Consider the following 25,042-nt stretch of genomic DNA (forward strand, 5'->3'; position numbering starts at 1 on the left):
GACCCGTACGTGAACGACCTCGTGCGGCCCAACATCGGAGCCGAGTTCCGCCGACGGCGCCTCGGGCACTTCCGGGACGCGCCGGCCTACGCGCGCTACCGGCGGATCTACGACGGGGCCATGGCCGACCTCCCGGCGCCCGACGGGTTCCAGGACGTGCCGACCGGCTTCGGGACCGTGCGCGTCTACCGCTTCGGCGCGGACGGCGCCGATGCCGGAACGCCGCTCCTCCTGCTACCGGGACGCACCGCGTCCACCCCGATGTGGGCGCCGAACCTCGCCGGCCTCTCCGCCTCTCGCCGCGCCGTCTACGCGATCGACCTACTCGGCGAGCCCGGCCTTTCGGTGCAGAGCAGGCCGTTCGCGAGCGCGGCCGACCACGGCGTGTGGCTCGCGGAACTCCTGACCGCGCTCGGCCTCGACCGGACCCACCTACTCGGCGTGTCGATCGGCGGGTGGACCGCCTTCCGGCTCGCCATGCACGCCCCGGAGAAAGTCGCCTCCTTGAGCTTGCTCGATCCCGCCTGCCTGTTCGGCCGGATCACCTGGAAGGCGGTCGCCGTCTCGCTGGGAACGTTGGGGCCGCTCCCTGAGCCGTGGCGCCTGCGCTTGCTGCGCTGGATCTCCGGCGGAGCCGACGTCTCCGGCGATGAGCCGGCCGCCGCCCTGATCTCCGCCGGGATGCGGGACTTCGCCGCCTTCCTGCCCCCGCCGACGTACCCCTCGGACGAAGAGGTCGCCGCCGTCGACATCCCGACCCTCGCGGTGATCGCCGGGCGCAGCATCATCCACCATCCAGGCAGGGCCGCGGAACGCGCCCGCCGACTGCTCGCCCGAGGGGTCGTCGAGCTGTGGCCGGACGCCTCCCACGCCGTCAACGGTGAGTTCCCTGAGCGGGTCGCCGCCCGTGTCCTCGCCTTCATCGATCGGCTCGACGCGGACGACGTCCTCCACGGCCGCCACTGACCGTCGCCGTCGGCGGGCCCGTGCTCAGCCGGGCCGGGGGATCCGCACGACGCGGGCCGGGGCGGCGAGTGGAGCGGACGCGGCGCCGCTCACCGGCGCCGCTTGGGAGCCCTCATTCGCGGGCCGTCACAGGCGGCGGCCCTGGCGGTCGATCACCACCGCGAAGACCCCCGTGACGTCCTCGTACGGCGGTTCCACGGCCATGTGACCCCGCTGGGCGTCGATCCACAGGACCTCGCCGCGGCAGTTGACGGCGTTCCACGCGTGGCTGCCTCCCCCGGCCCAGCGGGTGATGAGGACCGCGGCGGCACCGTGGCCGCCGAAGATCAGCCGCTGCGCGATGGCCACGTACGCCCGGCGGCCGTGGCCCACGTATTCGAAGCGGTGCCCGAGCCACTCCTCGGCGCGGGCGACGCCTCCGGTCTCCCCGGTCAGCAGCGGGCGGCCCGACCCGTCGTACTCCGGCTGCCTGCGCGCCGCCACGACGGCCTCGCCGTGCCAGGTGGACATCACCGACAGCGCGCAGTCGACGGCGTTGTTGGACCTGAACGCGTCCTCCGTCGGGCCCTCGGCGTTGATCAGGCGGATCCAGGTGCCGCGCGGGTCCGGGAAGCGCCCGCTCACCGCCTGCACGAGGCTCACCTGGCCGTCCGGGTCCGCCTCGGCCAGGCCGCCGGGCCTGCCGTATGGGCGGGTCTCCTCCAGCCGTCGCGGGCGGCCCGGGCCGTCCAGCCAGTCGCGCTCGGTCTCGTCGTGCAGCACGGCCGACCAGAAATCGTCGGCGTCCGCGAGGTCGCCCACCTCCGGACCGTCGTCCACGGTCCCGCCGGACGCCTCCTCGTGCCACTCGTCCCGGCCCGTCCCTGCCGCCCCGAACCCAGCCCCGAACGCCTCCACAGGCGCCGTGTCGCAGGGCGGCCGGCCCTGTCCGACCCCGGCGACGGTCCCGTTCGGGTGTCCGGAACGCCCTGCCTCGGCCGCGGCCCTGTCCGGCGGCGCGGGGATTCTCGGCGCGGGCGCGGTCTCGGCGAGCCACTCGTTCTGCCCGGTCCGGTAAACGACGTCGTGTCCCGCCTCGGACAGCGGCTCACCCGGCCGATCGCCTTCAACGGTCGCCACGGCCGTCATGGACTCGTCCTCCGCCGCGTCGTCCCGCGTCCCGACGGCGGCGATGTCCTGGTGATCCTCGGGCTCGGCCGGGTCCTCGACGTCGTCCTCGTGCTCGGCGTCGTCGGCCCCGACCTCGGCGTCGTCCGCCTCGATCCCGGCGGCCCGGCGCTCCTCCACGGGCGCGAGGTCGCCCGAGTCACGCGAGCCGGACTCCCCCGAGCCCAAGTCACGCGAGCCCAAGTCACGCGAGCCGGAGTCAGGCGAGCCCAAGTCAAGCGAGCCCAAGTCACGCGAGCCGGAGTCAGGCGAGCCCGAGTCGGGCAAGTCCGAATCGGGCAAGCCGGACTCCCCTGAGGCGCACTCTTGTAAGGGCGACGGCGGGCCGTCGAGTGCGGCGTCGGCGGCGGTCCCCGCGGCGGTTTCTCCGGCGGTCTCCCCGGCCGCCGCCTCTTCCGCCGTCTCCCGAGCCTCTCCCGCCTCCTCAGCGTCCTCGAAGTCCCCGAACTCCTCGAACTCCCCGAACTCCCCGGAATCCTCGGTGCCTTCCGGGTCCCCGGTGTTCCGGGTGTCCCCGGCGTCGCCGGGCATCGCGGCGGGAACGGCTTCCCGAGGGTCTGGCGACTCTGCTCCCCGGGAGTCTGACGACTCTGCTTCCCGGGGGTCTGGCGACCCGGCGCGGCGTCCGGCCGGCGCCCCCAGGCCGTGGCCCCCGCGTCTCCCGTTCTCGCCGTTCCTGGCGGCCGGCACCACCGGCATGGTCACGGTGTCCACGCCCAGCGGCAGCGCCGCGAGCCGCACTTCCAGGCGGCGGTCCTCCAGCGAGGGAGCAGGCGCCTCGGCGGCCTGCTCGTAGTCCCGCCATCGCCGGCCGTCGGTCGTCACGACCGGGTTGTACACGCCGGTCGGCAACCGCCACCTCGCATGCCGGCGTGCCCGTTCCTGGTTCACGCGCTTGGCCCCCCTCCTCGCGCACATCAGGGTGCCGATGGTAGAGGCGGGCCGTCCGAGGCACGGCCGGTTTTCCCAACTCCAGACCCGGCTCTCCACCGGGAGACCGGGCGGGGCCGGTCAGCGGGCCGTGACGGTGACGGTGTGGAGGCCGGTGGCGCCGTCGGGAGCGGGCGGGGCCTCGTCCGCGGTCTGGGTGTAACCGGTCGCGTCGGTGGCCCGCACGGAGATCGTGTGCCGGCCCGGCGTCAGGTCCAGGTCGAGCGACCACTGCCGCCAGGTGTCCGGGCCGGGGACGTCGGCGAGCCTCGCCTGCCGCCACGCGCCGCCGTCCACCCGCACCTCGACCGCGTCGACGCCGCGGTGCTGGGCCCACGCGACGCCCGCCACGGTCGTACGGCCCGCCGTGACCTCGTCGCCGTCACGTGGCAGATCGATCCTGGACTGGGTCTTGATCGGGCCCCGGGGGGCCCAGCCGCGCGGCGTCCAGTAGGCCTCGTCCCGGTCGAACCGGCTGACCCTGATCTCGGTGACCCATTTCGTCGCCGACACGTATCCGTACAGTCCGGGCACGACCTGGCGGACCGGGAAGCCGTGGGCCTCCGGGAGCACCTCGCCGTTCATGGCGACGGCGAGCAGCGCGTCGCGGCCGTCCATGACCACGTCGACCGGTGTGCCGCAGGTCCAGCCGTCCTCGGAGACGCTGAGCAGCATGTCGGCCTCGCGGCGGATCCCGGCCTCGCGCAGCACGTCGGCGAGCCGGGCGCCGAGCCAGCGGGCGTTGCCGGCGTAGGGACCGCCGACCTCGTTGGACACACAGGTCAGCGTGACGTCCGCCTCCATCAGGGGGCGTTTGAGCAGGTCGGCGAAGGTCAGCTCGACCGGCCTGTCCACCAGCCCATGGATCTTCAGGGTCCAGCGGGCCGGGTCCACCGACGGCACGACGAGCGCGGTGTCCACGCGGTAGAACTCCGCGTTGGGCGTGACGAACGGCGCGAGGCCGGGAATCCGCAGGTCCGCTCCGGCGGGGATCGGCGCGGCCGGACGCGCCGCGCGCGGCAGCATCCTGGCCACGCCGCGCCGGGCCAGCTCGGCGTCCTTGCTGCTCGACAGCAGCCATCCGCCGAGGCCGGCGACGCCCGCCACCGCGACGCCCGCGGCCGCCCCGGTCAGGAGCCTGCGCCGGTCGAAGGCGTACGGCGCGGAGCCTGGTCCCGGGCCCGGCCTCGCTCCCGCTCGCATGACGGGCGGCACGGCCGGGCCGGGCTCCGCCGCGTGGCTCTCCGCCAGCACGCTCGCGTGCCGATTCCCAAGCCCGCTCTCCCCCGTGCTTTTCCCCGTGCTTTTCCCCGTGCTTTTCCCCGTGCTCTTCCCGGTGTTCTCCGCCGGCACGGGCGCCGCCAGGGGCGTTTCGCTCACGCCCTGGTCGGCGGCCCGGCTGGCGGCCACGTAGTCCTCCTCGCCGCTGCCCATGGCGCGGCGCGTCAGGCGCGACAGGGTCCAGGCGCCGGCCGCGGCGCCCGCGATCGAGGGCAGGACGTGCGCCGCCCCCGCGTCCGGGCGGGACAGCACAGCGGCGGCGCCGACGAGGCCGAACAGGGCCAGTCCCAGCGTGCCGTACGCCGTCCGGCGGCGGGCGAGCAGGCCGAGACCGGCGGCGACGAGCGCGAGCACGACGACGATGCCGCCGAGCAGGACCGGCTTGTCGTTGGAGCCGAAGGTGCGGATCGCCCATTCCTTGAGGCCGGCGGGCGTGGCGTCGACCGCCGCGCCGCCCACGGCCACGACCGGAGCGGCTCCGGGGTCGATCAGGCCGGCGACGATCTGGGCCGCTCCGAGCGCCACCGCGCCGGCGACGAGGCCGGTCAGCGCGGCCGCCCAGGCGGGCATGCGGGTGCCTGCAGCGTTCACGTTCCGAACGCTACGCCCGCCCACCCACTGGGGGTCTTACGGCGGTATTACGAGACGACCTCGGCGATCACGGGGGCGAGCGCGCGGAACGCCTTCCCCCGGTGGCTGATCGCGTCCTTCTCCTCGGCCGACATCTCGGACGTGGTCCGGGTGTCGCCGTCCGGCACGAAGATCGGGTCGTAGCCGAAGCCGCCCGTGCCGCGCCGTTCGCGGATGAGGTAGCCGTGCACGGCCCCCTCCACCACGTGCTCCTCTCCCGTCGGCAGCGCGAGCGCGGCCGTGCAGGCGAAGTGGGCCTGGCGACGGCCGTCCGGCACGTCGCCGATCTGCGCGAGCAGCAGGTCGAGGTTGGCGTCGTCGTCGCCGTGACGGCCCGACCAGCGGGCGGAGAAGATGCCCGGCATGCCGTTCAGCGCCTCAACGCACAGGCCGGAGTCGTCGGCCACGGCGGGCAGGCCGCTCTGCGAGGCGACGGCGTGCGCCTTGAGCAGCGCGTTCTCCGCGAACGTGAGGCCGGTCTCGGCCACGTCGCCGATGTGCGGGAACGCCTCAAGGCCGACGAGCTCGACCGGCACACCGGCGTCGGCGAGGATCCGGCGCAGTTCGACGATCTTCCCGGCGTTCCGGGTGGCCAGGACCACCTTGTTCATGCTGTCGTCCTCGCTAGTGTCCACAGTGTTCAGGAGAGGGCTTCCATCTGGAGACGGGTGAGCTCGGCGCACCCGGCGGCGGCCAGGTCGAGCAGGCCGTTGAGCGCCGTCCGGTCGAACGGCGTGCCCTCGGCGGTGCCCTGCACCTCGACGTAGTCGCCCCTGCCGGTCATCACCACGTTCATGTCGGTCTCGGCCTTGACGTCCTCGCTGTAGTCGAGGTCGAGCATCGGCTCGGTGCCGACGACGCCGACGGAGACGGCGGCGACCGAGTTCACCAGGGGGTCGCCGGGGCACATCCGGCGCTGCCGCATCCAGGCGATCGCGTCGGCGAGGGCGACGTACGCGCCGGTGATGGCGGCGGTGCGGGTGCCGCCGTCGGCCTGCAGCACGTCGCAGTCGAGCAGGACGGAGTTCTCCCCCAGGGCCTTGTAGTCGACGCAGGCCCGCAGGGACCTGCCGATCAGCCGGGAGATCTCGTGGGTGCGCCCGCCGATCTTGCCGCGGACCGACTCGCGGTCGGTGCGGGTGTTGGTCGACCGGGGCAGCATGGCGTACTCGGCCGTCACCCAGCCAAGACCGCTGCCCTTGCGCCAGCGGGGCACGCCGCTTTCCACCGTCGCGGCGCACAGCACCCTGGTGCCCCCGAACTCCACCAGCACGGAGCCCTCCGCATGGGCGAGCCAGTTCCGGGTGATGGTCACGGGGCGAAGCTGGTCGGAACTACGACCGTGTGAACGAGCCATACGGGTCACCCTAGGTCATACACCGCCCCGCTCCGCGCCAACTCCATCGGGCCGGCGAAGCCGCCGCGCGAGGCGTCCTCCAGGATGCGGGACTTGTCATACCACGGGACGAGATGAGTGAGGACGAGCGCGCCGGCCTCGGCGCGGGCGGCGTGCTCGGCCGCCTGCCTGCCGCTCAGGTGCAGGCCGGGAGTCAGGCCCGGCTCGTCGAGGAAGGACGCCTCGCACAGGAGCACATCGGCCTCGTGGGCCAGCTTGATCAGTTCGGCCGACTCGCCGGTGTCCGCCGAGTACGCGACGGAACGGCCCTGGTGGGTGACGCGGAAGCCGTAGGTCTCCACCGGGTGGTTCATCGGGGCGGCCGTCACCTCGAACGGGCCGACGTGCCGGGTGCCTGGCGACAGCCGTACGAAGTCGAAGGAGTTCTCCAGCACGGGCTCGTCCGGCATCGCGTACGCCGCGTTGAGCCGCTTGGAGGCGCCGGCGGGGGCGTGGACGGGCAGCTTCGGCAGCGGGCCGTCCGGGGTGTAGGTGCGCACCACGTGGTAGGCGCACAGGTCGAGGCAGTGGTCCGCGTGCAGGTGGGACAGGAGGATGGCGTCGACGTCGTAGAGCCCGGCGTGCCGCTGGAGCGCGCCCAGCGACCCGTTGCCGAAGTCGAGCAGCAGCCGGAAGCCCTCGGCCTCCAGCAGGTAGCAGGAGGACGGGCTGTCGGGGCCGGGGAAGCTGCCCGAGCACCCGATGATCGTCAGCTTCATCGCGAACTCCCTACGCCGGTGACGTCGCCGAGGCCGGAGGCGGTCCGCTCCACCGACTGGAGCTCCGGGCCGAGGAAGCGCTGCCCGAGCCGTTCGAACAGCGCGGTGTCGCCGGTCGCCCGGAAGCGGTGCCCCGGCTCGCCCGCGCCGTTGGACAGCCCCCGGTCGTGCAGGATGCGGTAGACGTCCTTGGCCGTCTCCTCCGCGCTGGACACCAGTGTGACCCCGTCCCCGGTGACGTACGAGAGGGCTCCGGTGAGCAGGGGATAGTGCGTGCACCCGAGGATGAGCGTGTCGCAGCCCGCGTCCTGGATCGGCTTGAGGTAGCCCCTGACCACCTCGATGAGCTCCTCGCTCATCGTCTCGCCCCGCTCGACGAACTCCACGAGCAGGGGGGCGGCCACCGCGACCAGTTCGACGTCGGGGGCGGCGGCGAAGGCGTCGTGGTAGGCCATCGACTCGATGGTGGCCCGCGTGGCGATCACGCCGACCCTGCCGTTCCTCGTGGCCCGCACGGCCCGCCGGGTCGCGGGCTGGATCACCTCGACGACCGGGACGTCGTAGCGCTCCCTGGCGTCCCTGAGCACGGCCGAGCTCGCGCTGTTGCACGCGATGACCAGCATCTTCACGTCGTGCTCGACCAGGTGGTCCATGACCTCCAGCGCGTATGCGCGGAGCTCGGCGATGCTCTTGGGCCCGTACGGCTGGTGGGCCGTGTCGGCCACGTAGAAGATCGATTCGTGGGGCAGCTGGTCGATGATCGCCCGAGCGACCGTCAGGCCGCCCACACCGCTGTCAAAGATCCCGATCGCCCTGGTGTTGTCCTCCGGCACGCTTCCCAAGGTTAGGGGACTGATCCCCGCCGCTGACGGTAAGAATGCTCACACCGCGCGCCGGGCGGCGGGGAATGCGACGCGGTTCAGCCGCGGCCGAGCCGCGCGAGCTGGCGCGACTGGGCGACCAGCCGGCCCGCCGAGTCCCACACCTCGACCTCCTCGTCGAACCAGCCGTCGCTGATCAGCCGTCCGCCGCCGATCAGGGTCAGCCACCCCGGCGCGGGCAGGGCCCGCAGGTGCCAGGTCAGCTCCACCGTCGGGGCCCATCCCCGCGCCCCCGCCGAGAAGACGACCGGCGGCAGCGCGTCCACCGCCAGCGCCAGCACGTACGGGTCGGGGTCCTGCGGCTCGGCCAGCCGGAAGTACGCCCGCGACTCGGGTCGTCCGGTCGGCGCGCCGGTGAGCCAGCCGATCGTGGGCGGGTCGAACGCGAGCTCCATCTGGGCGCTGAAGTTCATGTTCGACTCGGGCTTGGGTACGGGCAGGCGCACGCAGTCCGCCAGGTCCGGCATCGCGGCCGACGGGCCGTCCGCCCAGTCGGGGGCCGCCTCCCCGTCCAGCGTCGCGGTCGTGACGAGCAACTCGATGAACGACTCGCCGTCCTGGACGAGCCGCGCCCGGGTCATCGCCGCCGTACGGCCCGTCTTGAGCGGCTCCAGCAGCACCCTGGCCGGGCCCGGCCGGGCCACCCGCAGGAACTGGGCACTCGTGGAGACCGGGTGCGCGTGCGGCGAGGCGTCCACCACGGCCCGCAGGATCGTGGCCATGAGGTAACCGCCGTTCAAAGGCCCTCCGATGGAGTACCCGTCGTCGAGACACACGTCGTAGGTGATGTCGTCGACCCGGATGGCCTGCGTCGCCTCGTCGAACTTGGTCATGCGCCCCTCGCCGCTCTACCGAATATTGTTCTGCTCATTACTCTAGCGTGGCACTCTGGCGGACCGCACGGTGGACTCGCCGCGGTGGGCCGGCACTGCGCTCGCGGTCAAGCGGGCTGCAAGCGCGCCGCTACCGGCCGGGCCTAGCTTCGTGAGGTAACCGACGACGACGCCTGTGAGTGAGCCCCCATGTCCTCCGACACGCCTCCCAAGGATCCCTGGCACCCCCGCGACGAGCAGGATCTCGACCGCACCATCGCCTATCGCGTTCCCCGCGCCGCCGCGAACGAGGCGCACACCGTGCGGCTGCCGTCCTGGACGGAGCCGGAGGAGATGGGCTTCGGCACCGTGCCCGGCCCGCCGTCGCCTCCGGACCGGGGACGGCGGGGGCGCGGCTGGATCCTCGCGCTGGTGGCCGCCGTGCTCGTCGGCGTGGTCGGCGGCGGCGGCGTGTGGGCCGCCTCGAAGCTCAGCGGCGGCGGCACGCAACCGCAGGACGTGCTGCCCGCGAACGCGATGGCCTACGTCCGGCTCGACCTCGACCCGTCGGCCGGGCAGAAGCTCGCGTTGTTCGGCATCGCCCGCAAGTTCTCGGCCACTCGCGACTCCTTCGGCGGGGACGACCCGCGCAAGGCCCTCGTCAGCTCGTTGCAGAAGGACGACCCGGATCTCTCGAAGGTCGACTACGCCAGGGACGTCGAGCCCTGGCTCGGCGACCGCGTCGGCCTCGCCGTGCTCCCCTCGGACAAGGGCGGCGACCCCGTCGGGGCGCTCGCCGTACAGGTTAAGGACGAGGCGGCGGCCCGGACCGGCATCGCCAAGATGGGCCTCGGCGACGGCAAGGGCGGCCTGGCGTTCCGCGACGGGTACGCCATCATCGCCACGAGCCAGAAGCTGGCCGACGAGTACGCCAAGGCCGCGCCGCTGTCCGGCGAGCCCCGCTTCGCCGGCGACCTCGACGCGCTGGGCGAGCAGGGCGTGCTGTCGTTCTGGATGGACGTGGAGAAGGTCGCGGACGCCGGCTGGAGCGAGATCGCCGACACGCCCGTGCTGCGGCAGATCAGGGGCATGCGGTTCGCCGGCGCCCTCCGGTTCTCCGGCGACTACGCCGAGATGGCCGGGATCACCCGCGGCGGAACGGCCGCGCCGGTCGGAGCCGAGCCGGTGAAGATCGGCGAGCTGCCCGCCTCCACGGTCGCGGCGGCCTCGATCTCCGGCCTGGGCGACCTGCTGCGCGAGCAGTGGCCGTCCATCGAGCAGGCGGCGATCAGCTCCGGCAGCACGAGTGGCTCGGGCGGCTCGGGCGGCGACACGGTCAGGCAGGTCCTCGACGAGGCGCGGACCCAGTACGGCCTGTCCCTGCCGGACGACCTCGCGACGCTGCTGGGCCGCACCCTCACGCTCGCCCTGGACGAGCGGGACCTCGACGGCGCGCAGCCCCGGGTCGGCGCCGTGATCACGACGGACAGCGCCAAGGCCCGCGACGTGGTGGACCGGGTCAAGGGCTACCTGAACGGCCTGGAGAGGTCCGCCGACATCGCCACCGCCGGGGGCGACGGGCGGTTCGTGATCGCGAGCACCCAGGAGTACGCCGACGCGCTGAACGGCGGCGGCACGCTCGGCGAGAGCGAGACGTTCCGCCTGGCCGTCCCGGACGCCGCGAACGCCACCTACGCCGTGTACGCCGACCTCGACCGGCTGGAGAAGCTCTACCTGGACGGCCTGAACGGCCAGGAGCGCGCCGACGCCGAGAAGCTGCGGGCCGTCGGCCTGAGCGGCACCCACGGCAAGGACGGCTCGACCTTCACACTCCGGGTCGTGTTCAACTGACTTCAGACTCCGGCTCATCCCGCCCGAAACGGAACTCCGGCCCACCCATGCCGGAGCGGGCGGGGTGAGCCGGTCGGCCTTCCGGCCGGTGCGGTGTCAGGCCCAGAGCTGACCTTCGAGCCGGTCCTCCGCCTCGTCGAGGGTGCCCTCGTACGCGCCGGTGGACAGGTACTTCCAGCCGCCGTCGGCCACGATGAACACGATGTCGGCCCGCTCGCCCGCCTGGACGGCCTTGCGGGCCATGCCGATGGCCGCGTGCAGGGCGCAGCCCGTCGAGATGCCCGCGAAGATGCCTTCCGCGGCCAGCAGCTCGCGGGTCCGGCGCAGCGCGTCGGCCGACGTCACCGAGTAGCGGGTGGTCAGCACGGACGCGTCGTACAGCTCGGGCACGAACCCCTCGTCCACGTTGCGCAGGCCGTAGACCAGCTCGCCGTAACGCGGCTCGGCGGCCACGATCTTCACGTCCGGCACGTGCTCGCGCAGGTAGCGGCCGACACCCATGAGCGTGCCGGTCGTGCCGAGCCCGGCGACGAAGTGGGTCACGGTCGGCAGGTCCGCGAGGATCTCCGGCCCGGTCGACTCGTAGTGGGAGCGCCAGTTGGCGGGGTTGCCGTACTGGTAGAGCATCACCCAGTCGGGATGCTCGGCCGCGAGGCCCTTGGCCACCCGCACCGCCTCGTTGGAGCCGCCCGCGGCCGGCGAGGAGATGATCTCGGCGCCCCACATGCGCAGCAGCTGGCGGCGCTCCTCGGAGGTGTTCTCCGGCATGACGCAGATCAGCCGGTAGCCCTTGAGCCGGGCCGACATCGCCAGCGAGATGCCGGTGTTGCCGGAGGTCGGCTCCAGGATCGTGCAGCCCGGCGTGAGCAGCCCGTCCTTCTCGGCCTGCTCGATCATCCACAGCGCCGGCCGGTCCTTGACCGACCCGGTCGGGTTGCGGTCCTCCAGCTTCGCCCAGATCCGGACGTCGGGGGACGGCGAGAGCCGGGGCAGACCCACCAGCGGGGTGCGCCCGACCGAGTCGATCAACGAGTCGAAGCGCATCTAGCGCGCTCCGCCCGCGACGGCCGGGAGCACGGTCACGGTGTCGCCGTCGGCGACGGGGGTGCCGAGCCCGCCGAGGAAGCGTACGTCCTCGTCGTTGAGGTAGACGTTGACGAAGCGGCGCAGCCCTGACTCGTCCATCAGCCGGTCCTTCAGGCCGGGGTGGCGCGACTCCAGGTCGCCGATCAGCTCTTCGAGGGTCGATCCCTTGGCGTTGACCGCCTTGGCGCCATCGGTGTAGCTGCGGAGGATGGTAGGAATACGGACCTCGATAGCCATGTCGGCTCAATCTCCTTGATCAGTGGTCGTCGTTATGGTGGGCGTCCACCTGCTCTGAACAGGGGCAGGCGGGCGGCGATTCCAGCGGTCTTCTTCCCTGGCGCGCCGGCAGGCGGCCAGGTTCAGCGACAGTCGTAGACGACGACAGACGGCGTGTGCGCGAAAAGGAACGCCTGAACAGGAGATTCCGGGCGTACCCGGCGCGATAGGACAGCCGGTGACGACACGGGACGAGCGTCATCGTTAGCCATGGTTCAAGTTTAACCGTACGCCTCTACGATCTTGACTTCCTCCTCCGTCACGACGCCGTCCACGATCCGGTAGGACCGGAAGGGCGCCTCGTCCTCGGAGGCGGTCGACACCAGCACGTAGTGGGCGTCGGGCTCGGAGGCGTAACTGATGTCCGTACGGGAGGGGTACGCCTCGGTGGCGGTGTGGGAGTGGTAGATCACGACCGGAACCTCGTCGCGGTCGTCCATCTCCCGCCACACGCGGAACTGCTCCATCGAGTCGAAGCGGTAGAACGTCGGGGAGCGCTCGGCGTTCTCCATGGGGACGAACCGCTCGGGACGGTCGGACCCGGCGGGCCCGGCCACGATGCCGCACGCCTCGTCGGGGTGGTCGGCCCGGGCGTGGGCCACGATCTTGTCGACCAGTTCGCGTGAGATCGTCAGCATGCGGGCAACCTACCAAAGCGCCCTGACGAGGGTGTCCTGCAGGTAGGTCAGCCAGTCGTAGGTCACGAACGCGGGATAGCGGGGGTCGTCCTCGGACATCGAGGCGATCTCCTCGTGGACCTCCTCGGTGACCTCCAGCCGCACGCCGAGCGCGAGGCGGACGTCGTTGATCGCCCGCAGCCACGCCTGCCCCTGCTCGGCCGTCAGCGTCAGCCGGCCCGGCTCCGCCGTCTCCAGCAGCGTCGTCGCGTCGGCCCGCTTGCCGTCGCGCAGCGTCGCCTCCGTGTAGCGCCGGAACTCCTGCGCCGCGTCCTCGTCGTCCGCGTACGCCGAGGGGAACAGCCGCGCGAGCACGGGGTCGGCCGGCGGGGCCGCCGAGCCGATGCCCAGGGCGCGCTCCAACGGGTCGTCGCCGGTGGTCCCCGGCTCGACCAGGCCGAGCACCTGCGACACCAGCGAGCGCAGGATCGACACCTCGCCCGCGTCGAGCTGGACGGTCACCCCGTCGCGCGTCGCCCTGAATCCCGTGCTCATCACTTGTCCTGCTGGACGGTCGCCCACAGGCCGTAGGAGTGGAGGATCTGCACGTCCCGCTCCATCTCCTCCCGGGCGCCGCTGGCGACGACGGCCTTGCCCTTGTGGTGGACGTCCATCATCAGCTTCTCGGCCTTCTGCTTGGGATAGCCGAACACGGTCTGGAAGACGTACGTGACGTACGACATCAGGTTGACCGGGTCGTTCCACACGATCGTGAGCCACGGCAGATCGGGGCGCACGTCCGACGACGGACGCTCGACCTCGGTTGGAGCTGTGCTACCCACGTACCCATCCTGCACCACGACCGTCGTAGTCTTCGACACGTGCGCATGACCACGGGCACGGCCCTGCTGACCGACCAGTACGAACTGACGATGCTCCAGGCCGCGCTCGCGAGCGGCGCGGCCCATCGGAGGGCGGTCTTCGAGGTGTTCGCCCGGCGGCTGCCCGGAGGACGGCGCTACGGGGTGGTGGCCGGCACCGGGCGGTTCCTCGACACGCTGGAGGACTTCCGCTTCGAGGAGCAGGACATCGAGTTCCTGTGCTCCTCCGGGATCGTGGACGAGCCCACGGGCGAGTTCCTCGCCGGCTTCCGCTTCTCCGGCAACGTGTACGGCTACCGCGAGGGCGAGGCGTTCTTCCCCGGCTCACCGATCATGGTGGTGGAGGGGACGTTCGCCGAGGCCGTGCTGCTGGAGACCGTAGCCCTGTCGATACTCAACCACGACTGCGCGATCGCGGCGGCCGCCTCCCGGATGGCCCAGGCGGCCGGCGCCCGGCCGCTCATCGAGATGGGCTCGCGCCGCACCCACGAGTACGCCGCGGTCGCCGCCGCCAGGGCCGCCTACCTGTGCGGCTTCGCCTCCACCTCCAACCTCATGGCCGGCCACCTGTACGGCGTGCCGACCGCGGGCACCGCCGCCCACGCGTTCACCCTGCTGCACGACTCGGAGGAGGAGGCCTTCCGGGCCCAGATCGAGTCCCTCGGGCTCGGCACCACCCTGCTCGTGGACACCTACGACGTGGCGAAGGCCGTACGGACCGCGGTGGAGCTGGCCGGGCCGGACCTCGGCGCGGTGCGCATCGACTCCGGCGACCTCGCGGTGGTGGCGGTGGAGGTGCGCCGCCTGCTCGACGAGCTGGGCGCGAGCCGTACGCGGATCGTCGTCACCAGCGACCTGGACGAGTTCGCGATCGCGGCGCTGGCCGCGGCGCCGGTGGACGCCTACGGCGTCGGCACCGCCCTGGCCACGGGCTCGGGCCATCCGACGGCCAGCCTCGTCTACAAGCTCGTCGCCAGGGAGGACCGCACGGGACGGCTCCAGCCGGTCGCCAAGGCGTCCGTCGGCAAGCCGAGCGTCGGCGGGCGCAAGTGGGCCTACCGCAGGACCAGCGGCGGCACCGCGACCGCCGAGGTGATCACCCGCGAGCCGGTGGAGACGGAGGACCGCCCGCTGCTGGCCGAACTCGTGCGGGACGGCAAGGTCGTCGGCCGCGAGACCCTGGAGGCCGCCCGCGACCGTCACCGGGCGACTTTGGCCGAGTTGCCACTGGAGGCCTGCAGCCTCTCCCCCGGAGACCCCGCAGTCCCTACTATCTTCAAGTGATCGCGGGGGACCGGCGCATGAGGACGACGCCGGTCCTCCGCGATCGCCACTGTGAGGTGACCCGTTGAAGACCGCACTCATCGTCGTGGACGTGCAGAACGACTTCTGCGAGGGCGGCAGCCTGCCGGTCGGCGGCGGCGCCGAGGTGGCCGCCGCGATCAGCCGCCACGTCCACGAGCACGCGTACGACCACGTGGTCGCCACCCGCGACTACCACGTCGATCCCGGGGCCCATTTCGCGGCCCAGCCCGACTTCGTGGACTCCTGGCCGGCGCACTGCGTGGTCGGCACCCCCGGTGCCGGCTTCCATCCGGCCTTCGACACCGCGAAGGTCGAGGAGGTCTTCAGCAAGGGCGCGCGGCAGGCGGCCTACAGCGGGTTCGAGGGCGCCACCGCGGACGGCGTCGGCCTGGCCGCGTGGCTGCGTGAGCGCGGTGTGGAGTCCGTGGACGTCGTCGGCATCGCCACCGACCACTGCGTCCGGGCCACCGCCCTCGACGCGGCGGCGAACGGCTTCGCCGTACGGGTCCTGCTGGACCTGACGGCCGGCGTGGCCCGCGAGACGACGGAGTTGGCGCTCGCCCGCCTCACCGAGGCCGGGGTGGAGCTCGCCGGGGAGCCCGTCCTCCGCTCCTGATCCGCGGGCCGGCCACTCGGGCACCGGGCCGCCGGGGACACGCGCGGGATCGGACGTCAATGACTTCACCACGAAGCGTCACGGGTGTATTACCTAGAGCGACGACCCCTTCGTGGATTGGCGGCCCCGATGTTCGCGTTCCTGCTCGGCCTCAGCTGGCTCGTCCTGACCCCGGTCTGCGTCTGGCTGCTCTTCGGCCGCGGCCACCGGGGCGCGCTCCGCGCCACGGGCGCGCTGACGCTCGCGGCCCTGCAGGCGATCACGATGGTCGTGGGATTCACCCAGAGGTCCGCCCGGGTCCCCGCCCAGACGGTCGCCGTACGCGACCCGCGCGCCGATGCCGACCGGCCGGCAGGCGTCCAGGCCGTGCAGACCCCCCGAGGGGCGGCGGCCGCGACACCGTCTCCGGCACCGACACCGACACCGACACTGGGCGGCCCTCCCGCCTGCGATTCCCGCATCCCCAACCCCGAGGCCGTACGGCTGTCGTTCCAGGGCAGGGCCCTGCACGGCCTCACGGTGTACTGGCCCGCGGCGCCCGCGCAGTGCGACACGGCGACGGTGGCCGTTCACCAGGCCGGGCACCGGCTGCGCATCTGGGTGCACGAGGGCGCCGAGGCGAGGCAGCGCGAGGGAGCGCACAACGTTCCCGTACGCGTGGAGCAGGGCGTGGCCTCCCTCAGCCTCCAGCTCGCCCCGGCCACCCGGCATCACCGGCGTTACGTGGCGATCAACGGCCACACGGGCGACAAGATCCCGTTGCGCTCCCGCATCTCGTGAGGCCGTTCATCGACTACGAGTGGACGGATCGGGTCGACGCCATGGCCGACCACATGGGCAGGATGGCGAGTTGAAGAAGACGATGTTCAACTCGGTCCTGACCCGGTTGGAGGACCTGTACGCCCACGTCCGGATGAGCAACCTCGTCAATCCCCCGGAGCGCCACCGGGCGGAGCCTGCCGAGGACGGACCGGTGGAGCGGTCCGCCTGATCGACGCGCTCCCCGGTCCGAACCGAACTCCGGAGCACCGCGGGCGAGCCGGTAGCCGCCCGTCAGGCCGGGGACGCGGGGCGTGTCTCCGCGGCTCCTCCTGATCTCCTGCTTTCACCAGGGCGAAAACCCAGGGCGGCACGCCGCCCTGGGTCTCGCCAGACCACGCGGAGGACCTACGACGGCGGCGTCACCTGCGCTGGGTGGCCCACTTGCGGATCATCGCGATGCGTTCGCGGACCTGCTCGGCGGTGGCCTGGGCGATGGCGGGGCCGCCGCAGGCGCGGCGCAGCTCGGCGTGGATGACGCCGTGCGGCTGACCGGTGCGGTGGTTCCACGCGCCGACGAGGCCGTTCAGCTCCTTGCGGAGTTCGGCGAGCTGCTCGTGCGGCGCGAGGGCGGGGGCGCTGTCCTCGCTCCCCTTCTTGGTCCTGCGCTTGGCCGCCTGCTGGTCGGCCTGGCGCTTGCGCAGCAGTGAGGCCACCTGGTCGGGCTCCAGCAGGCCGGGAAGGCCGATGAAGTCCTCCTCCTCGGGCGAGCCGGGCGCGGCGGCGGTGCCGAACTCGCCGCCGTCGAACAGCACCCGGTCGAAGGTGGCCGACGCCTCCAGCGTCTGGAAGGGCAGCTCGTCGCCGAGCGCGTCGGGCTGCTTCTTCTCCTGCTGGGCCTGTTCGAGCAGCAGGTCGTCGAGGCCGTCCTCGTCTCGGCGGCGGCCCAGCACGTGGTCACGCTCGGCCTCCATCTCGCCCGCGAGGCCCATCAGGACGGGCACCGAGGGCAGGAACACCGACGCGGTCTCACCCCGCTTGCGGGCGCGGACGAAACGCCCGACGGCCTGGGCGAAGAACAGCGGGGTCGAGGTGCTCGTGGCGTAGACGCCGACACACAGCCGGGGAATGTCCACGCCCTCGGAGACCATCCGGACCGCGACCAGCCAGCGCCGGTCGGAGGCGCCGAAATCCTTGATTTTCTTGGACGCGCCCGGGTCGTCGGAGAGCACGACCTCGGCCCCTTCCCCGGTCACCGTGCGGATGTGCCGGGCGTAGGCGCGCGCCGACTCGTGATCGGAGGCGATGACCAGCCCGCCCGCGTCGGGAACGCCCCGCCGCACCTCGGTGAGACGCCGGTCGGCCGCGTGGATGACCTGGCGAATCCAGTCGCCCTTCGGGTCGAGGGCGGCTCGCCACGCCTGCGAGAGCTGGTCCTTGGTCAGCGGCGTGCCGAGGGTGGCGGCGATCTCGTCGCCCGCCCGCGTGCGCCACTTCATCTCCCCCGAGTACGCCAGGAAGATGACCGGCCGGACGACGCCGTCGCCCAGGGCCGGGCCGTAGCCGTAGGAGTAGTCGGAGACGCTCCGCATCGCCCCCTCGCCGTCCTCGACGTAGGTGACGAACGGGATCGGGCTGTCGTCGGACCGGAACGGCGTGCCGGTCAGCGCGAGTCGTCTGGTCGCGGGCTCGAACGCCTCGCGGACGCCGTCGCCCCACGACTTCGCGTCGCCGGCGTGGTGGATCTCGTCGAAGATCACCAGAGTCTTGCGCGCCTCGGTGCGGGCCCGGTGCAGCGCCGGATGCATCGCGATCTGCGCGTACGTGACCGCGACCCCGACGTAGTCGCGCGAGGTGGCGCCCTGGCTGTTCTTGAACTCGGGGTCGATGCTGATCCCGACCCGGGCCGCGGCGTCGGCCCACTGCCGCTTGAGGTGCTCGGTGGGGGTGACGATCGTCAGCGCGCGCACGACTCCGCGGCTGAGCAGCTCACTGGCGATCCGCAGCGCGTACGTCGTCTTGCCGGCGCCGGGGGTGGCGACGGTCAGGAAGTCGCGCGGCTCACGATCGAAATAGAGGTCGAAGGCCTGCTGCTGCCAGGCGCGCAGCTTGGGGGCGGTGCCCCAGGCGGCTCTGTCGGGGTAGGACGGGGAGAGGTGGGACGCGGCCGAAACGCTCAACGACGCCTCCCCGAACTCGTCAGCACACTGGTGTCTCTATCGGTTCGCTCCCTCACAGTGCCCTCAGAGTAGCCCGCCCGACCGACAAGACGTGCCGCCCACACGCAGGGTGGTCCGAAATAGCCGGGTGTGGCACTGGCCACATCGTCCGCCGCGGTCCCGCTCCGCCCCTGGGGAATCGGCGTCGCCCTCCCCCGGCACCGGCAGCACGACGACGAGGGCGGACGCCCTCGGGAGCCGATGAGCCCCGAGGATCGCCCGCCCTGTTCGTCACCCGGCAGGACCGGCCGTCACCCGGCGGGCAGCCGTGTGGGGGCGGTGCAGTTGACGGTGCTCAGCGGGATCTCGCCGTACGCCAGGGAACTGGCGTCGGTGGCCCGCGAGACCGTGCAGTCGCTGCGGTGGATCGAGCCGTCCGCCTTCCGGACGATGACCCTCAGCAGGCCCGCGGGGTCGCCGGTGTTCGGGAGCAGGATCGGCTGGAGGCTGCTCCCGGTGAGCGCGAGCGGCGCGCTGGGCGGCGCGGTCAGGGCGATGTCGTACACGAAGCCCTTGCCGAACACCGAGGAGAGGTTGACCCAGCGGTTGTTGTTGGCGTCGTAGACCCACGGAATGCCCCGCCGCGCGGACCCCGTGTACTCGTTGCTCCGCGTCGGGAGAAGCTCGCCGACGACGGTGTTGAAGTCAGGGGCCGTGAACTCGGTGCGGCTGTTGAAGGCCGTGACGATGTTCGTCGCGTCCAGGCGCGGGTACGGGATCTTCTGGTCCTTCTGCCCCGCCGGGTTGGTCGCCGCCTGGGTGGCGGGGGTGCTCTTCGCCGAGGCCGCGCTCGCCGCGACGGCGCCCGACAGCGCCACGGACGCGCAAGTCACCGCCACCGCGGCGGACCGCAGCATCAGGCGCCCGGCGCCACGCGAACCAGAGGCCGAGTCGCTCCTACGAGTAATCAACTGACTTTCCCCCATGGTGAGAATTCGTCTTTCAGGTCACCGCGTCTCCGGGCGAAGGAGCCCGGAGCTGCCTCTCGCGAAGAAGAGGGCTCGCGGCAGATATCAGGCGGGCACTGTCAGGCGGCGCCGGACGATCGCCGCGGCCGCCTTTGAGGTCTTTCTTCGGGCCTTTTCCTGACGGGCGGCTATCGCCCGCCCTGGAATCGGCGGTGGGCTCGCCGCGTCCACCGTCACAGACGGGTCGGGGCGGTGCAGTGGCTGGCGACCAGCGGAAGGGTGGAGGCCCCGCTCGTGTTGGAGACGCTGCAGTCGGAGTAGTAGAGGCTGCCGTCCGCCTTGCGCACCGTGACCCTGAGCAGCCCCACGGGAATCCCGCTGGTGCCGAGCCGGGTCAGCACACCGCCGGTGAGCGAGAAGGCGGTGTTCGGTGAGGGGGCCAGCGTCACGTCGTACAGGTAGCCCGGGGAGAACACCGAGGTGAGGTCGGCCCAGTCCGTGCCGTCCTGGACGAAGACGCGGCCCCTGCGCGCCGAGCCCGTGAACGTCGTCGAGCTCGTGGGTGCCACGGAGCTCGCGCCGATCGTGAACGTGGTGATGACGTTCGCGCTGTCGAGACGCGGGTAGGGGATGGGCTTCTTGTCCTTCTCCCCCGCCGGGTTGGTCGCCGCCTGCGTGGCGGGGGTGGTCTTCGCCGGGGTGGCATTTGCCGCGATCGAGCCCGACAGCCCCACGGTCGCACAGGTCACCGCCGCCGCGGCGGACCACATCAGCAGGCGACCGGCGCCACGCGAACCAGAGGCGGAGCCGCTCTTATGAGAAACCAATTTGATTTCCCCCCAAGGTGAGAATTGGTCTTTCGGGTCACCGCGTTTTCGTGCGATGCGACCTCGAAGATACCTGTCCGGGGAAACGCGGGCAGCGCGCCACTTATCGGATGGCGGCAAACAGATGTCACGCCTATCTCAAAGCCGTTCCGGCGATACCGGAATCTCCCGCTATATCGGTGCCGAAGGGCCGAGACATGGCCGACGCGCCTTTATGGGCATTCGACGGCACGGGGGCGGCGAAGCGCCGGGTCGAAATGCCCGCACCTATCCTGCTTCGACGGCTAATACGCCGTTGAAGCTTTCACAAGGCCGGCGGGCGCCGTCGCCGAATGGCGTACGGGAGGAACGGACCACGCGCGGACTCAGCGGGCGCCCCACATCAGGCCCTCGATCTCGGCGCGCGACTGGGGACGGTCGGGATGGGCCAGCCCGAGCAGGACCGTGCTGCCGCCGTCCGGCCGGGTCAGCAGGGTCACCCGCATGAAAGCGGGCTCGTTCACCACGTCGGTGTACTCGGCCCGGACGGCCCGCGTGTGCCCGGGCCGCCCGCCGACGGTCACCGCGCGGTCGTCCAGCACCTCGACCTTGTCTCCGTGCAGCAGCAGCCGCGTGTAGAGATCGCTCAGGTCGATGACGGCCGAACGCAGGTTGGGCGGGTCCACCGGGTCGCCGGGGCGGGCCATGACCGTGGCGCTGTCCCCGTGCGCGGCGACGGAGGTGAAGCCGGTCACGGGCGCGACCACGCCCTCGCGCCACTCCGGCGGCAACGTGTAGGCGACCCCGGCGATCTGGTCGTGGATCACCGTGGGAGGCGCGCTCTCGGCCCGGTGCAGGACCGTGACCACCACCGCGCCGATGACGGCGGCCGAGCAGACCAGCGCGAGCCCGCCGACGAGAAGGCGCTTCAGCCACCGCGGCATCGGGCGGGGAGGCGTGTCCGGCGCCCGGTAGCGGCGAGCCGAGGGGGGCAGGTCGTCCTCGGGCTCCGGCGACTCCAGGCCCAGTGAGGGCCAGGCCGGGCGGTCCGCCTGGCTCCGCTCCGCGACCGGCGCGCCGTACGGACGGGTGAAACCCCCTTCGGCGCCCCCCGTCGCCTCGGGCCGCTCCGATGAGCGCGCGGCTCCCCGCCCCGCCTCGTCCGTCCCCGGCATCCGGTAGGGGCGGGTGGTGAAGCCGCCCCCGGCGCCCCGCGGCGTCTCGGAAGGCGCCGGCCCCTCCTCCGTCACGTCGCCTGGCAGGCGATACGCACGGGTGAAGCTCTCCTCACCGAAGTCCCGGTCGGCTTCAGGGCCGCCGTACGGCCGTGTGGGCCACTGGGGGGACGCTGACGGCGTGGAGGACGACCGCGGCGACCCGCCCGGGGCGCCGTACGGGCGGGTGGGACCCTCCTTGGACGGCGGGGACTCCTCCTCGGCGGGGGGCCAGACCCGGCGCATCCACTGGTCATCCACAAAGCCTCCCCGGGCGGCCTGGCCGGGCGCATGGGACGTAACCGGCGAGCGTCTCGGCGCTCAGGGCCGGGCGCGAGGCTTCGTGACCATGAACGCTGCTGTGGAGTTACTCACACCCGCGCCGCCACGTCAACGGCTCCGGCCGATTCGTCATCGCCCTGTTCCTCCTGGGGATTCCTCATCGCCCTGTATGTCGTCGGCCGGCTTCTCAGGGCCCTGTGCGGCGAGGCTCGGCACGGGGCCCTCCCCGCCGCCGTCCGCGGCGGCCCCCTGAAGCCCCGCGGCGGCCTTCTGCAGTCCCGCGTCGGCTCCCTGCGGCGCCGGGCGGCGATAGGCGTCCCACATCTGGTGGACGCGTACGCCCTGGCCCGCGGTGAACTCGCGCATGCAGCGGTCCTGGGCGTAGTCCATGAAGTTGTGTATCGGGTCGCCGCCGGGGGCGGGGCAGGTGTCCTTCTTCGGGGGGCAGCCGGTCGTCGGGTACGCCTCGGCGGGGGTGTCGTCCACCGAGTCGCCCGGGGCCTTGCAGCCGTTCTCGAAGGTGTGCAGCAGGCCGAGCCAGTGGCCGATCTCGTGCACGGCCGTGAAGCCTCTGGCGAAGTCGCGCAGCGGGCCGCCGGGGACGCTCCGCCAGTCGATCACCACGCCGTCCAGCACGGGCTCGTCGTCGTACCAGTACGGGTAGGTGGAGTAGCCGAGCACGAGCCGGCTCAGCTGCGCGATGTACAGGTTGAGCGTCTCGGGACCCCCGACCCGCAGCTTCTTCTTCATCGGCTCCTCGTAGCCGAGGGGGTCGCGGAACCAGCTCCGGTTGTCGGTGTGCGTGATGCCCTTGAGCTCGAAGCGCACACCGGTGTCGGCCCCGCCGTACCCGCCGGAGTAGGCGGTGTTCAGCACGGCGATCTGCCGGGAGACGGCGGCGTCGGGCAGGCCGAGCGCGTGGTCCCTGATGATGTGCACCCACACCGGAACGGTGATCCGCTCGACGGTCCCGGGAGCGCTCGGCCGGCCGTTCGCGGCGCTCCCCGGTCGCGCTGTGACCGCCGGTGGCGCCGTCTCTCGCCGCTGCGCCGTGCCCCCCGGCTGCGCTGGGCTTCCGGGCTGCGCCGGGTCTCTGGGCTGCGCCGGGTCTCCCAGCGGCGCCGTGCCGAGCCTGCGTGCCAGGTCGGCCGACATCCGGGCGACCTCGTCCGGCCCCGGCTCACGCGGCTCCAGGGCGTGCGTGAGCGCGCCCACGCCGTGCCGGCGCTGCGGAGCGGCGTGGCGGGCGAGGCAGGCGTCCGGCCGGGAGGCCGGCGATCCGCGCAGCCCGATGCCGGTGAGACCACCGGTCGCCCGGGAGGCGGCGGACGCCGGGGCGGCGCAGGCGCCGCCCAGCGCGTAAAGGCATGCAAGGAAGACGGCGATGGGTCGCCGAACCATTCGTTCCCCCGATACGGCTGGTCAGAAGGCAGACCCTAGCCGTCGGGGAGGCGATGATCCCGTATCGACACTCACTCGCCGGACGGCTCGCCCTTGGGCAACCCCTCGTAGATCTCCTTGCACTCCGGGCAGACCGGGTACTTCTTCGGGTCGCGGCTGGGCACCCAGACCTTGCCGCACAGGGCCCGCACCGGCGCACCGGTCACGTAGCTCTCGGTGATCTTGTTCTTGTCGGCGAAGTGCGAGAAGCGCTCGTGGTCACCGTCGCCGTGCGAGAGCCGGGGTGTTACGTCGCTCTCGGGAAGAATCTTCGTGCCGCTCACGGATACCAAGTCTACTGAGCGAGCAGACACCCCCCGGCCCGGACGCGCGTACGGCCCCCGCCGGGGTGGCGGGAGCCGTACGGAACGGGCCTGGCGTCAGCCCATGTGGACCGGGGCGCCCTCGGTCTTGCGCCCGGCCTTGACGAACAGGGCCAGGGCCGCCGCGACGAGGGCGACCGCCGTGCTCACGACGAAGCCGAGGTGCAGGCCGTCCATGAAGGACAGGTGCGCCGCGTCGGCCAGCGTCTTGGCCACGGGGCCGGTCAGGCCGGGCGGGGCCTGCCCCACCGAGGCCAGGGCCTTCAGGCCCTCCATCTGGGCGGGCGGGACGGCGGCCGCCGCCGGGCCGATGTACCCGGGCAGCACGTCGGCCACCTTGGCGGACACGATCGCGCCCAGGATGGCGGTGCCGAGCGCGCCGCCGACCTGCATCGCGGAGTTCTGCACGCCTCCCGCGACGCCGCTCAGCTCCTCCGGCGCGTTGCCCACGATGATCTCCGTGGCGCCGACGAACACCGGCGACAGGCCGAACGCGAGCAGCACGAACGGGATCGCGCTGTCGGCGAAGGCGGCCTCGACGCTGAGCCGCGACATGAGGAACATCGCGAAGGCGCTGATCACCATGCCGCCCGCGATGGTGATCCTCGGACCGAGCTTGCCGATGAGGATGCCCGCGATGGGCGAGGCGACGATCATGCCGGCGCTCATGGGCAGCATCCGCAGGCCGGAGTCGAGCGGTGTGAGCCCGTGCACGCCCTGGAAGAAGAACGTGAGGAAGAACATCGCGCCGAACATCGCGAACGACATGAGGATCATGAGGACGGTCCCGATCGAGACCGAGGCGTTGCGGAACAGGCTCAGCGGCAGCAGCGGCTCGCTCGCCTTCGACTGCCAGAACAGGAACACGGCCCCGACCACCACGGCGGCGGCGAGGAAGCCGAGCGTCTTGGCGTCGCCCCAGCCCCACTCGGGGGCCTTGATGATGGACCACACCAGCGCGAACATCGCGCCGGACAGCAGCACGACACCGAGCCAGTCGACTCTGGACAGCATCTTGGCCTTGCTCTCCCGCAACGCCCACAGCCCGAACGCCAGGGCCGCCACGCCGACCGGCACGTTGATGAAGAACACCGACTGCCAGCTCACGTTCTCCACCAGGAGACCGCCGACGATCGGGCCGGCCGCACTCGACAGGCCGATGATCGCACCCCACGCGCCCATGGCCATGTTCAGCTTCTCACCGGGGAACGCCGATCGGAGCAACGCGAGCGCGGCGGGCTGGAGCAGCGCGCCGAACAGTCCCTGCAGCACGCGCAGCGCGATCAGCATGCCGATCGAGGACGACAGACCGATGGCGAGCGAGGTCAGCGCGAAGCCGACGACGCCGATCAGGAAGACGAGCTTGTGCCCGAACAGGTCGCCCAACTTGCCGGCCGTGATCAGGAAGACCGCCAGCGCGAGCAGGTAACCGCTGGTCACCCACTGCAGGTCCGCCAGCGTCGCCTTCAGCTCGACCTGGATGACCGGGTTCGCGATCGCCACGACCGTGCCGTCGAGCATGACCATGATGACGCCGAGCGAGACGGCGAGCAGCGTGAGCCATGGATGCCCCTGGCCTCGTCCTGGAGGCGCGTCGGCATCCACCGATACGGCTTGAGTCATGGAGATTCCCCCTTAGCACCACTGTGTCAACCTGCAGCAATTTATGTCAGTCGA

General features: G+C 72.2%; 25 protein-coding genes. 6 read left to right on the plus strand and 19 right to left on the minus strand.

Annotated features, from left to right (window positions below):
* The first annotated feature begins 9 nt into the window (after positions 1–9).
* Entirely contained in the window at positions 10–966 is a 957-nt protein-coding gene (locus ACQEVJ_RS34710; RefSeq protein WP_433108515.1) for an alpha/beta fold hydrolase, read from the plus strand.
* 126 nt (positions 967–1,092) lie between these two features.
* On the opposite strand, the gene ACQEVJ_RS34715 is transcribed toward ACQEVJ_RS34710, so the two are convergent.
* The 7 genes from ACQEVJ_RS34715 to ACQEVJ_RS34745 all read right to left on the minus strand — a co-directional run bounded on the left by ACQEVJ_RS34715 (position 1,093) and on the right by ACQEVJ_RS34745 (position 8,803).
* Complete coding sequence (locus ACQEVJ_RS34715; protein WP_433108517.1) at positions 1,093–2,985, minus strand: toxin glutamine deamidase domain-containing protein; 1,893 nt, start codon at positions 2,983–2,985, stop codon at positions 1,093–1,095.
* 159 nt (positions 2,986–3,144) lie between these two features.
* Entirely contained in the window at positions 3,145–4,935 is a 1,791-nt protein-coding gene (locus ACQEVJ_RS34720; protein ID WP_433108519.1) for a molybdopterin-dependent oxidoreductase, read from the minus strand.
* A 47-nt stretch (positions 4,936–4,982) separates the two neighbouring features.
* Positions 4,983–5,585 (minus strand): RdgB/HAM1 family non-canonical purine NTP pyrophosphatase, encoded by a 603-nt coding sequence (gene rdgB / locus ACQEVJ_RS34725; RefSeq protein WP_433108520.1) that lies wholly within the window; start codon positions 5,583–5,585, stop codon positions 4,983–4,985.
* Positions 5,586–5,614: 29 nt separating this feature from the next.
* Positions 5,615–6,331, minus strand: a complete 717-nt coding sequence (gene rph, locus ACQEVJ_RS34730) for a ribonuclease PH (protein WP_433108522.1) — start codon at positions 6,329–6,331, stop codon at positions 5,615–5,617.
* 5 nt (positions 6,332–6,336) lie between these two features.
* Positions 6,337–7,089: an MBL fold metallo-hydrolase gene (locus tag ACQEVJ_RS34735; RefSeq protein WP_433108524.1), complete on the minus strand. Its 753-nt coding sequence runs from the start codon at positions 7,087–7,089 to the stop codon at positions 6,337–6,339.
* The gene (gene murI / locus ACQEVJ_RS34740) at positions 7,086–7,922 is read right to left on the minus strand and encodes a glutamate racemase (RefSeq protein ID WP_433108526.1); all 837 of its coding nucleotides are present in this window, start codon (positions 7,920–7,922) and stop codon (positions 7,086–7,088) included. The genes ACQEVJ_RS34735 and murI overlap by 4 nt, the downstream gene beginning before the upstream one ends.
* Positions 7,923–8,008: 86 nt before the next feature.
* The gene (locus ACQEVJ_RS34745) at positions 8,009–8,803 is read right to left on the minus strand and encodes a thioesterase family protein (RefSeq protein ID WP_433108528.1); all 795 of its coding nucleotides are present in this window, start codon (positions 8,801–8,803) and stop codon (positions 8,009–8,011) included.
* Between the two features lie 189 nt (positions 8,804–8,992).
* Here ACQEVJ_RS34745 and ACQEVJ_RS34750 point away from each other — a divergent pair, with 189 nt between their 5' ends.
* Positions 8,993–10,633: a DUF3352 domain-containing protein gene (locus ACQEVJ_RS34750; protein ID WP_433108530.1), complete on the plus strand. Its 1,641-nt coding sequence runs from the start codon at positions 8,993–8,995 to the stop codon at positions 10,631–10,633.
* A gap of 96 nt (positions 10,634–10,729) precedes the next feature.
* Here ACQEVJ_RS34750 and ACQEVJ_RS34755 read toward each other — a convergent pair whose 3' ends face one another.
* From ACQEVJ_RS34755 to clpS, 5 genes are all read right to left on the minus strand, one after another.
* Positions 10,730–11,677 (minus strand): PLP-dependent cysteine synthase family protein, encoded by a 948-nt coding sequence (locus ACQEVJ_RS34755; RefSeq protein WP_433108532.1) that lies wholly within the window; start codon positions 11,675–11,677, stop codon positions 10,730–10,732.
* Entirely contained in the window at positions 11,678–11,956 is a 279-nt protein-coding gene (locus ACQEVJ_RS34760) for a MoaD/ThiS family protein (RefSeq protein WP_433108534.1), read from the minus strand.
* Positions 11,957–12,216: 260 nt separating this feature from the next.
* On the minus strand, positions 12,217–12,633 hold the full coding sequence (locus tag ACQEVJ_RS34765; protein ID WP_433108536.1) for a Mov34/MPN/PAD-1 family protein: 417 nt from the start codon (positions 12,631–12,633) through the stop codon (positions 12,217–12,219).
* A gap of 9 nt (positions 12,634–12,642) precedes the next feature.
* Positions 12,643–13,167, minus strand: coding sequence for a DUF2017 domain-containing protein (locus ACQEVJ_RS34770; protein ID WP_433108538.1), 525 nt, complete (start codon positions 13,165–13,167; stop codon positions 12,643–12,645).
* Positions 13,167–13,454 (minus strand): ATP-dependent Clp protease adapter ClpS, encoded by a 288-nt coding sequence (gene clpS, locus ACQEVJ_RS34775; protein ID WP_433108540.1) that lies wholly within the window; start codon positions 13,452–13,454, stop codon positions 13,167–13,169. The genes ACQEVJ_RS34770 and clpS overlap by 1 nt, the downstream gene beginning before the upstream one ends.
* Before the next feature lie 45 nt (positions 13,455–13,499).
* On the opposite strand from clpS, the gene ACQEVJ_RS34780 reads away from it, so the two are divergent.
* The 4 genes from ACQEVJ_RS34780 to ACQEVJ_RS34795 all read left to right on the plus strand — a co-directional run bounded on the left by ACQEVJ_RS34780 (position 13,500) and on the right by ACQEVJ_RS34795 (position 16,405).
* Positions 13,500–14,777 carry a nicotinate phosphoribosyltransferase gene (locus ACQEVJ_RS34780; RefSeq protein WP_433113153.1) on the plus strand — a complete coding sequence of 426 codons (1,278 nt, stop codon included), beginning with the start codon at positions 13,500–13,502 and terminating at the stop codon, positions 14,775–14,777.
* 64 nt (positions 14,778–14,841) lie between these two features.
* Complete coding sequence (locus ACQEVJ_RS34785; RefSeq protein ID WP_433108542.1) at positions 14,842–15,414, plus strand: nicotinamidase; 573 nt, start codon at positions 14,842–14,844, stop codon at positions 15,412–15,414.
* Positions 15,415–15,543: 129 nt separating this feature from the next.
* Entirely contained in the window at positions 15,544–16,194 is a 651-nt protein-coding gene (locus ACQEVJ_RS34790) for a hypothetical protein (RefSeq protein WP_433108544.1), read from the plus strand.
* A gap of 70 nt (positions 16,195–16,264) precedes the next feature.
* A complete protein-coding gene (locus ACQEVJ_RS34795; protein ID WP_433108546.1) occupies positions 16,265–16,405 on the plus strand; it encodes a hypothetical protein in 141 nt (46 codons plus the stop codon).
* A gap of 190 nt (positions 16,406–16,595) precedes the next feature.
* Here ACQEVJ_RS34795 and ACQEVJ_RS34800 read toward each other — a convergent pair whose 3' ends face one another.
* From ACQEVJ_RS34800 to ACQEVJ_RS34830, 7 genes are all read right to left on the minus strand, one after another.
* Complete coding sequence (locus ACQEVJ_RS34800; RefSeq protein WP_433108548.1) at positions 16,596–18,353, minus strand: DEAD/DEAH box helicase; 1,758 nt, start codon at positions 18,351–18,353, stop codon at positions 16,596–16,598.
* Positions 18,354–18,643: 290 nt separating this feature from the next.
* The gene (locus ACQEVJ_RS34805; protein ID WP_433108550.1) at positions 18,644–19,231 is read right to left on the minus strand and encodes a hypothetical protein; all 588 of its coding nucleotides are present in this window, start codon (positions 19,229–19,231) and stop codon (positions 18,644–18,646) included.
* A 302-nt stretch (positions 19,232–19,533) separates the two neighbouring features.
* Positions 19,534–20,127 carry a hypothetical protein gene (locus ACQEVJ_RS34810; protein ID WP_433108552.1) on the minus strand — a complete coding sequence of 198 codons (594 nt, stop codon included), beginning with the start codon at positions 20,125–20,127 and terminating at the stop codon, positions 19,534–19,536.
* 365 nt (positions 20,128–20,492) lie between these two features.
* Positions 20,493–21,581, minus strand: coding sequence for a hypothetical protein (locus ACQEVJ_RS34815; RefSeq protein WP_433108554.1), 1,089 nt, complete (start codon positions 21,579–21,581; stop codon positions 20,493–20,495).
* Positions 21,582–21,731: 150 nt separating this feature from the next.
* Positions 21,732–23,003, minus strand: a complete 1,272-nt coding sequence (locus ACQEVJ_RS34820; protein ID WP_433108556.1) for a M43 family zinc metalloprotease — start codon at positions 23,001–23,003, stop codon at positions 21,732–21,734.
* Between the two features lie 71 nt (positions 23,004–23,074).
* Entirely contained in the window at positions 23,075–23,335 is a 261-nt protein-coding gene (locus tag ACQEVJ_RS34825) for a DUF3039 domain-containing protein (RefSeq protein ID WP_030510937.1), read from the minus strand.
* A gap of 87 nt (positions 23,336–23,422) precedes the next feature.
* Entirely contained in the window at positions 23,423–24,988 is a 1,566-nt protein-coding gene (locus tag ACQEVJ_RS34830; protein WP_433108558.1) for a DHA2 family efflux MFS transporter permease subunit, read from the minus strand.
* Positions 24,989–25,042: the final 54 nt, after the last annotated feature.

This window comes from Microbispora sp. CA-102843, assembly GCF_050936215.1.
Classification (GTDB): Bacteria; Actinomycetota; Actinomycetes; order Streptosporangiales; family Streptosporangiaceae; genus Microbispora.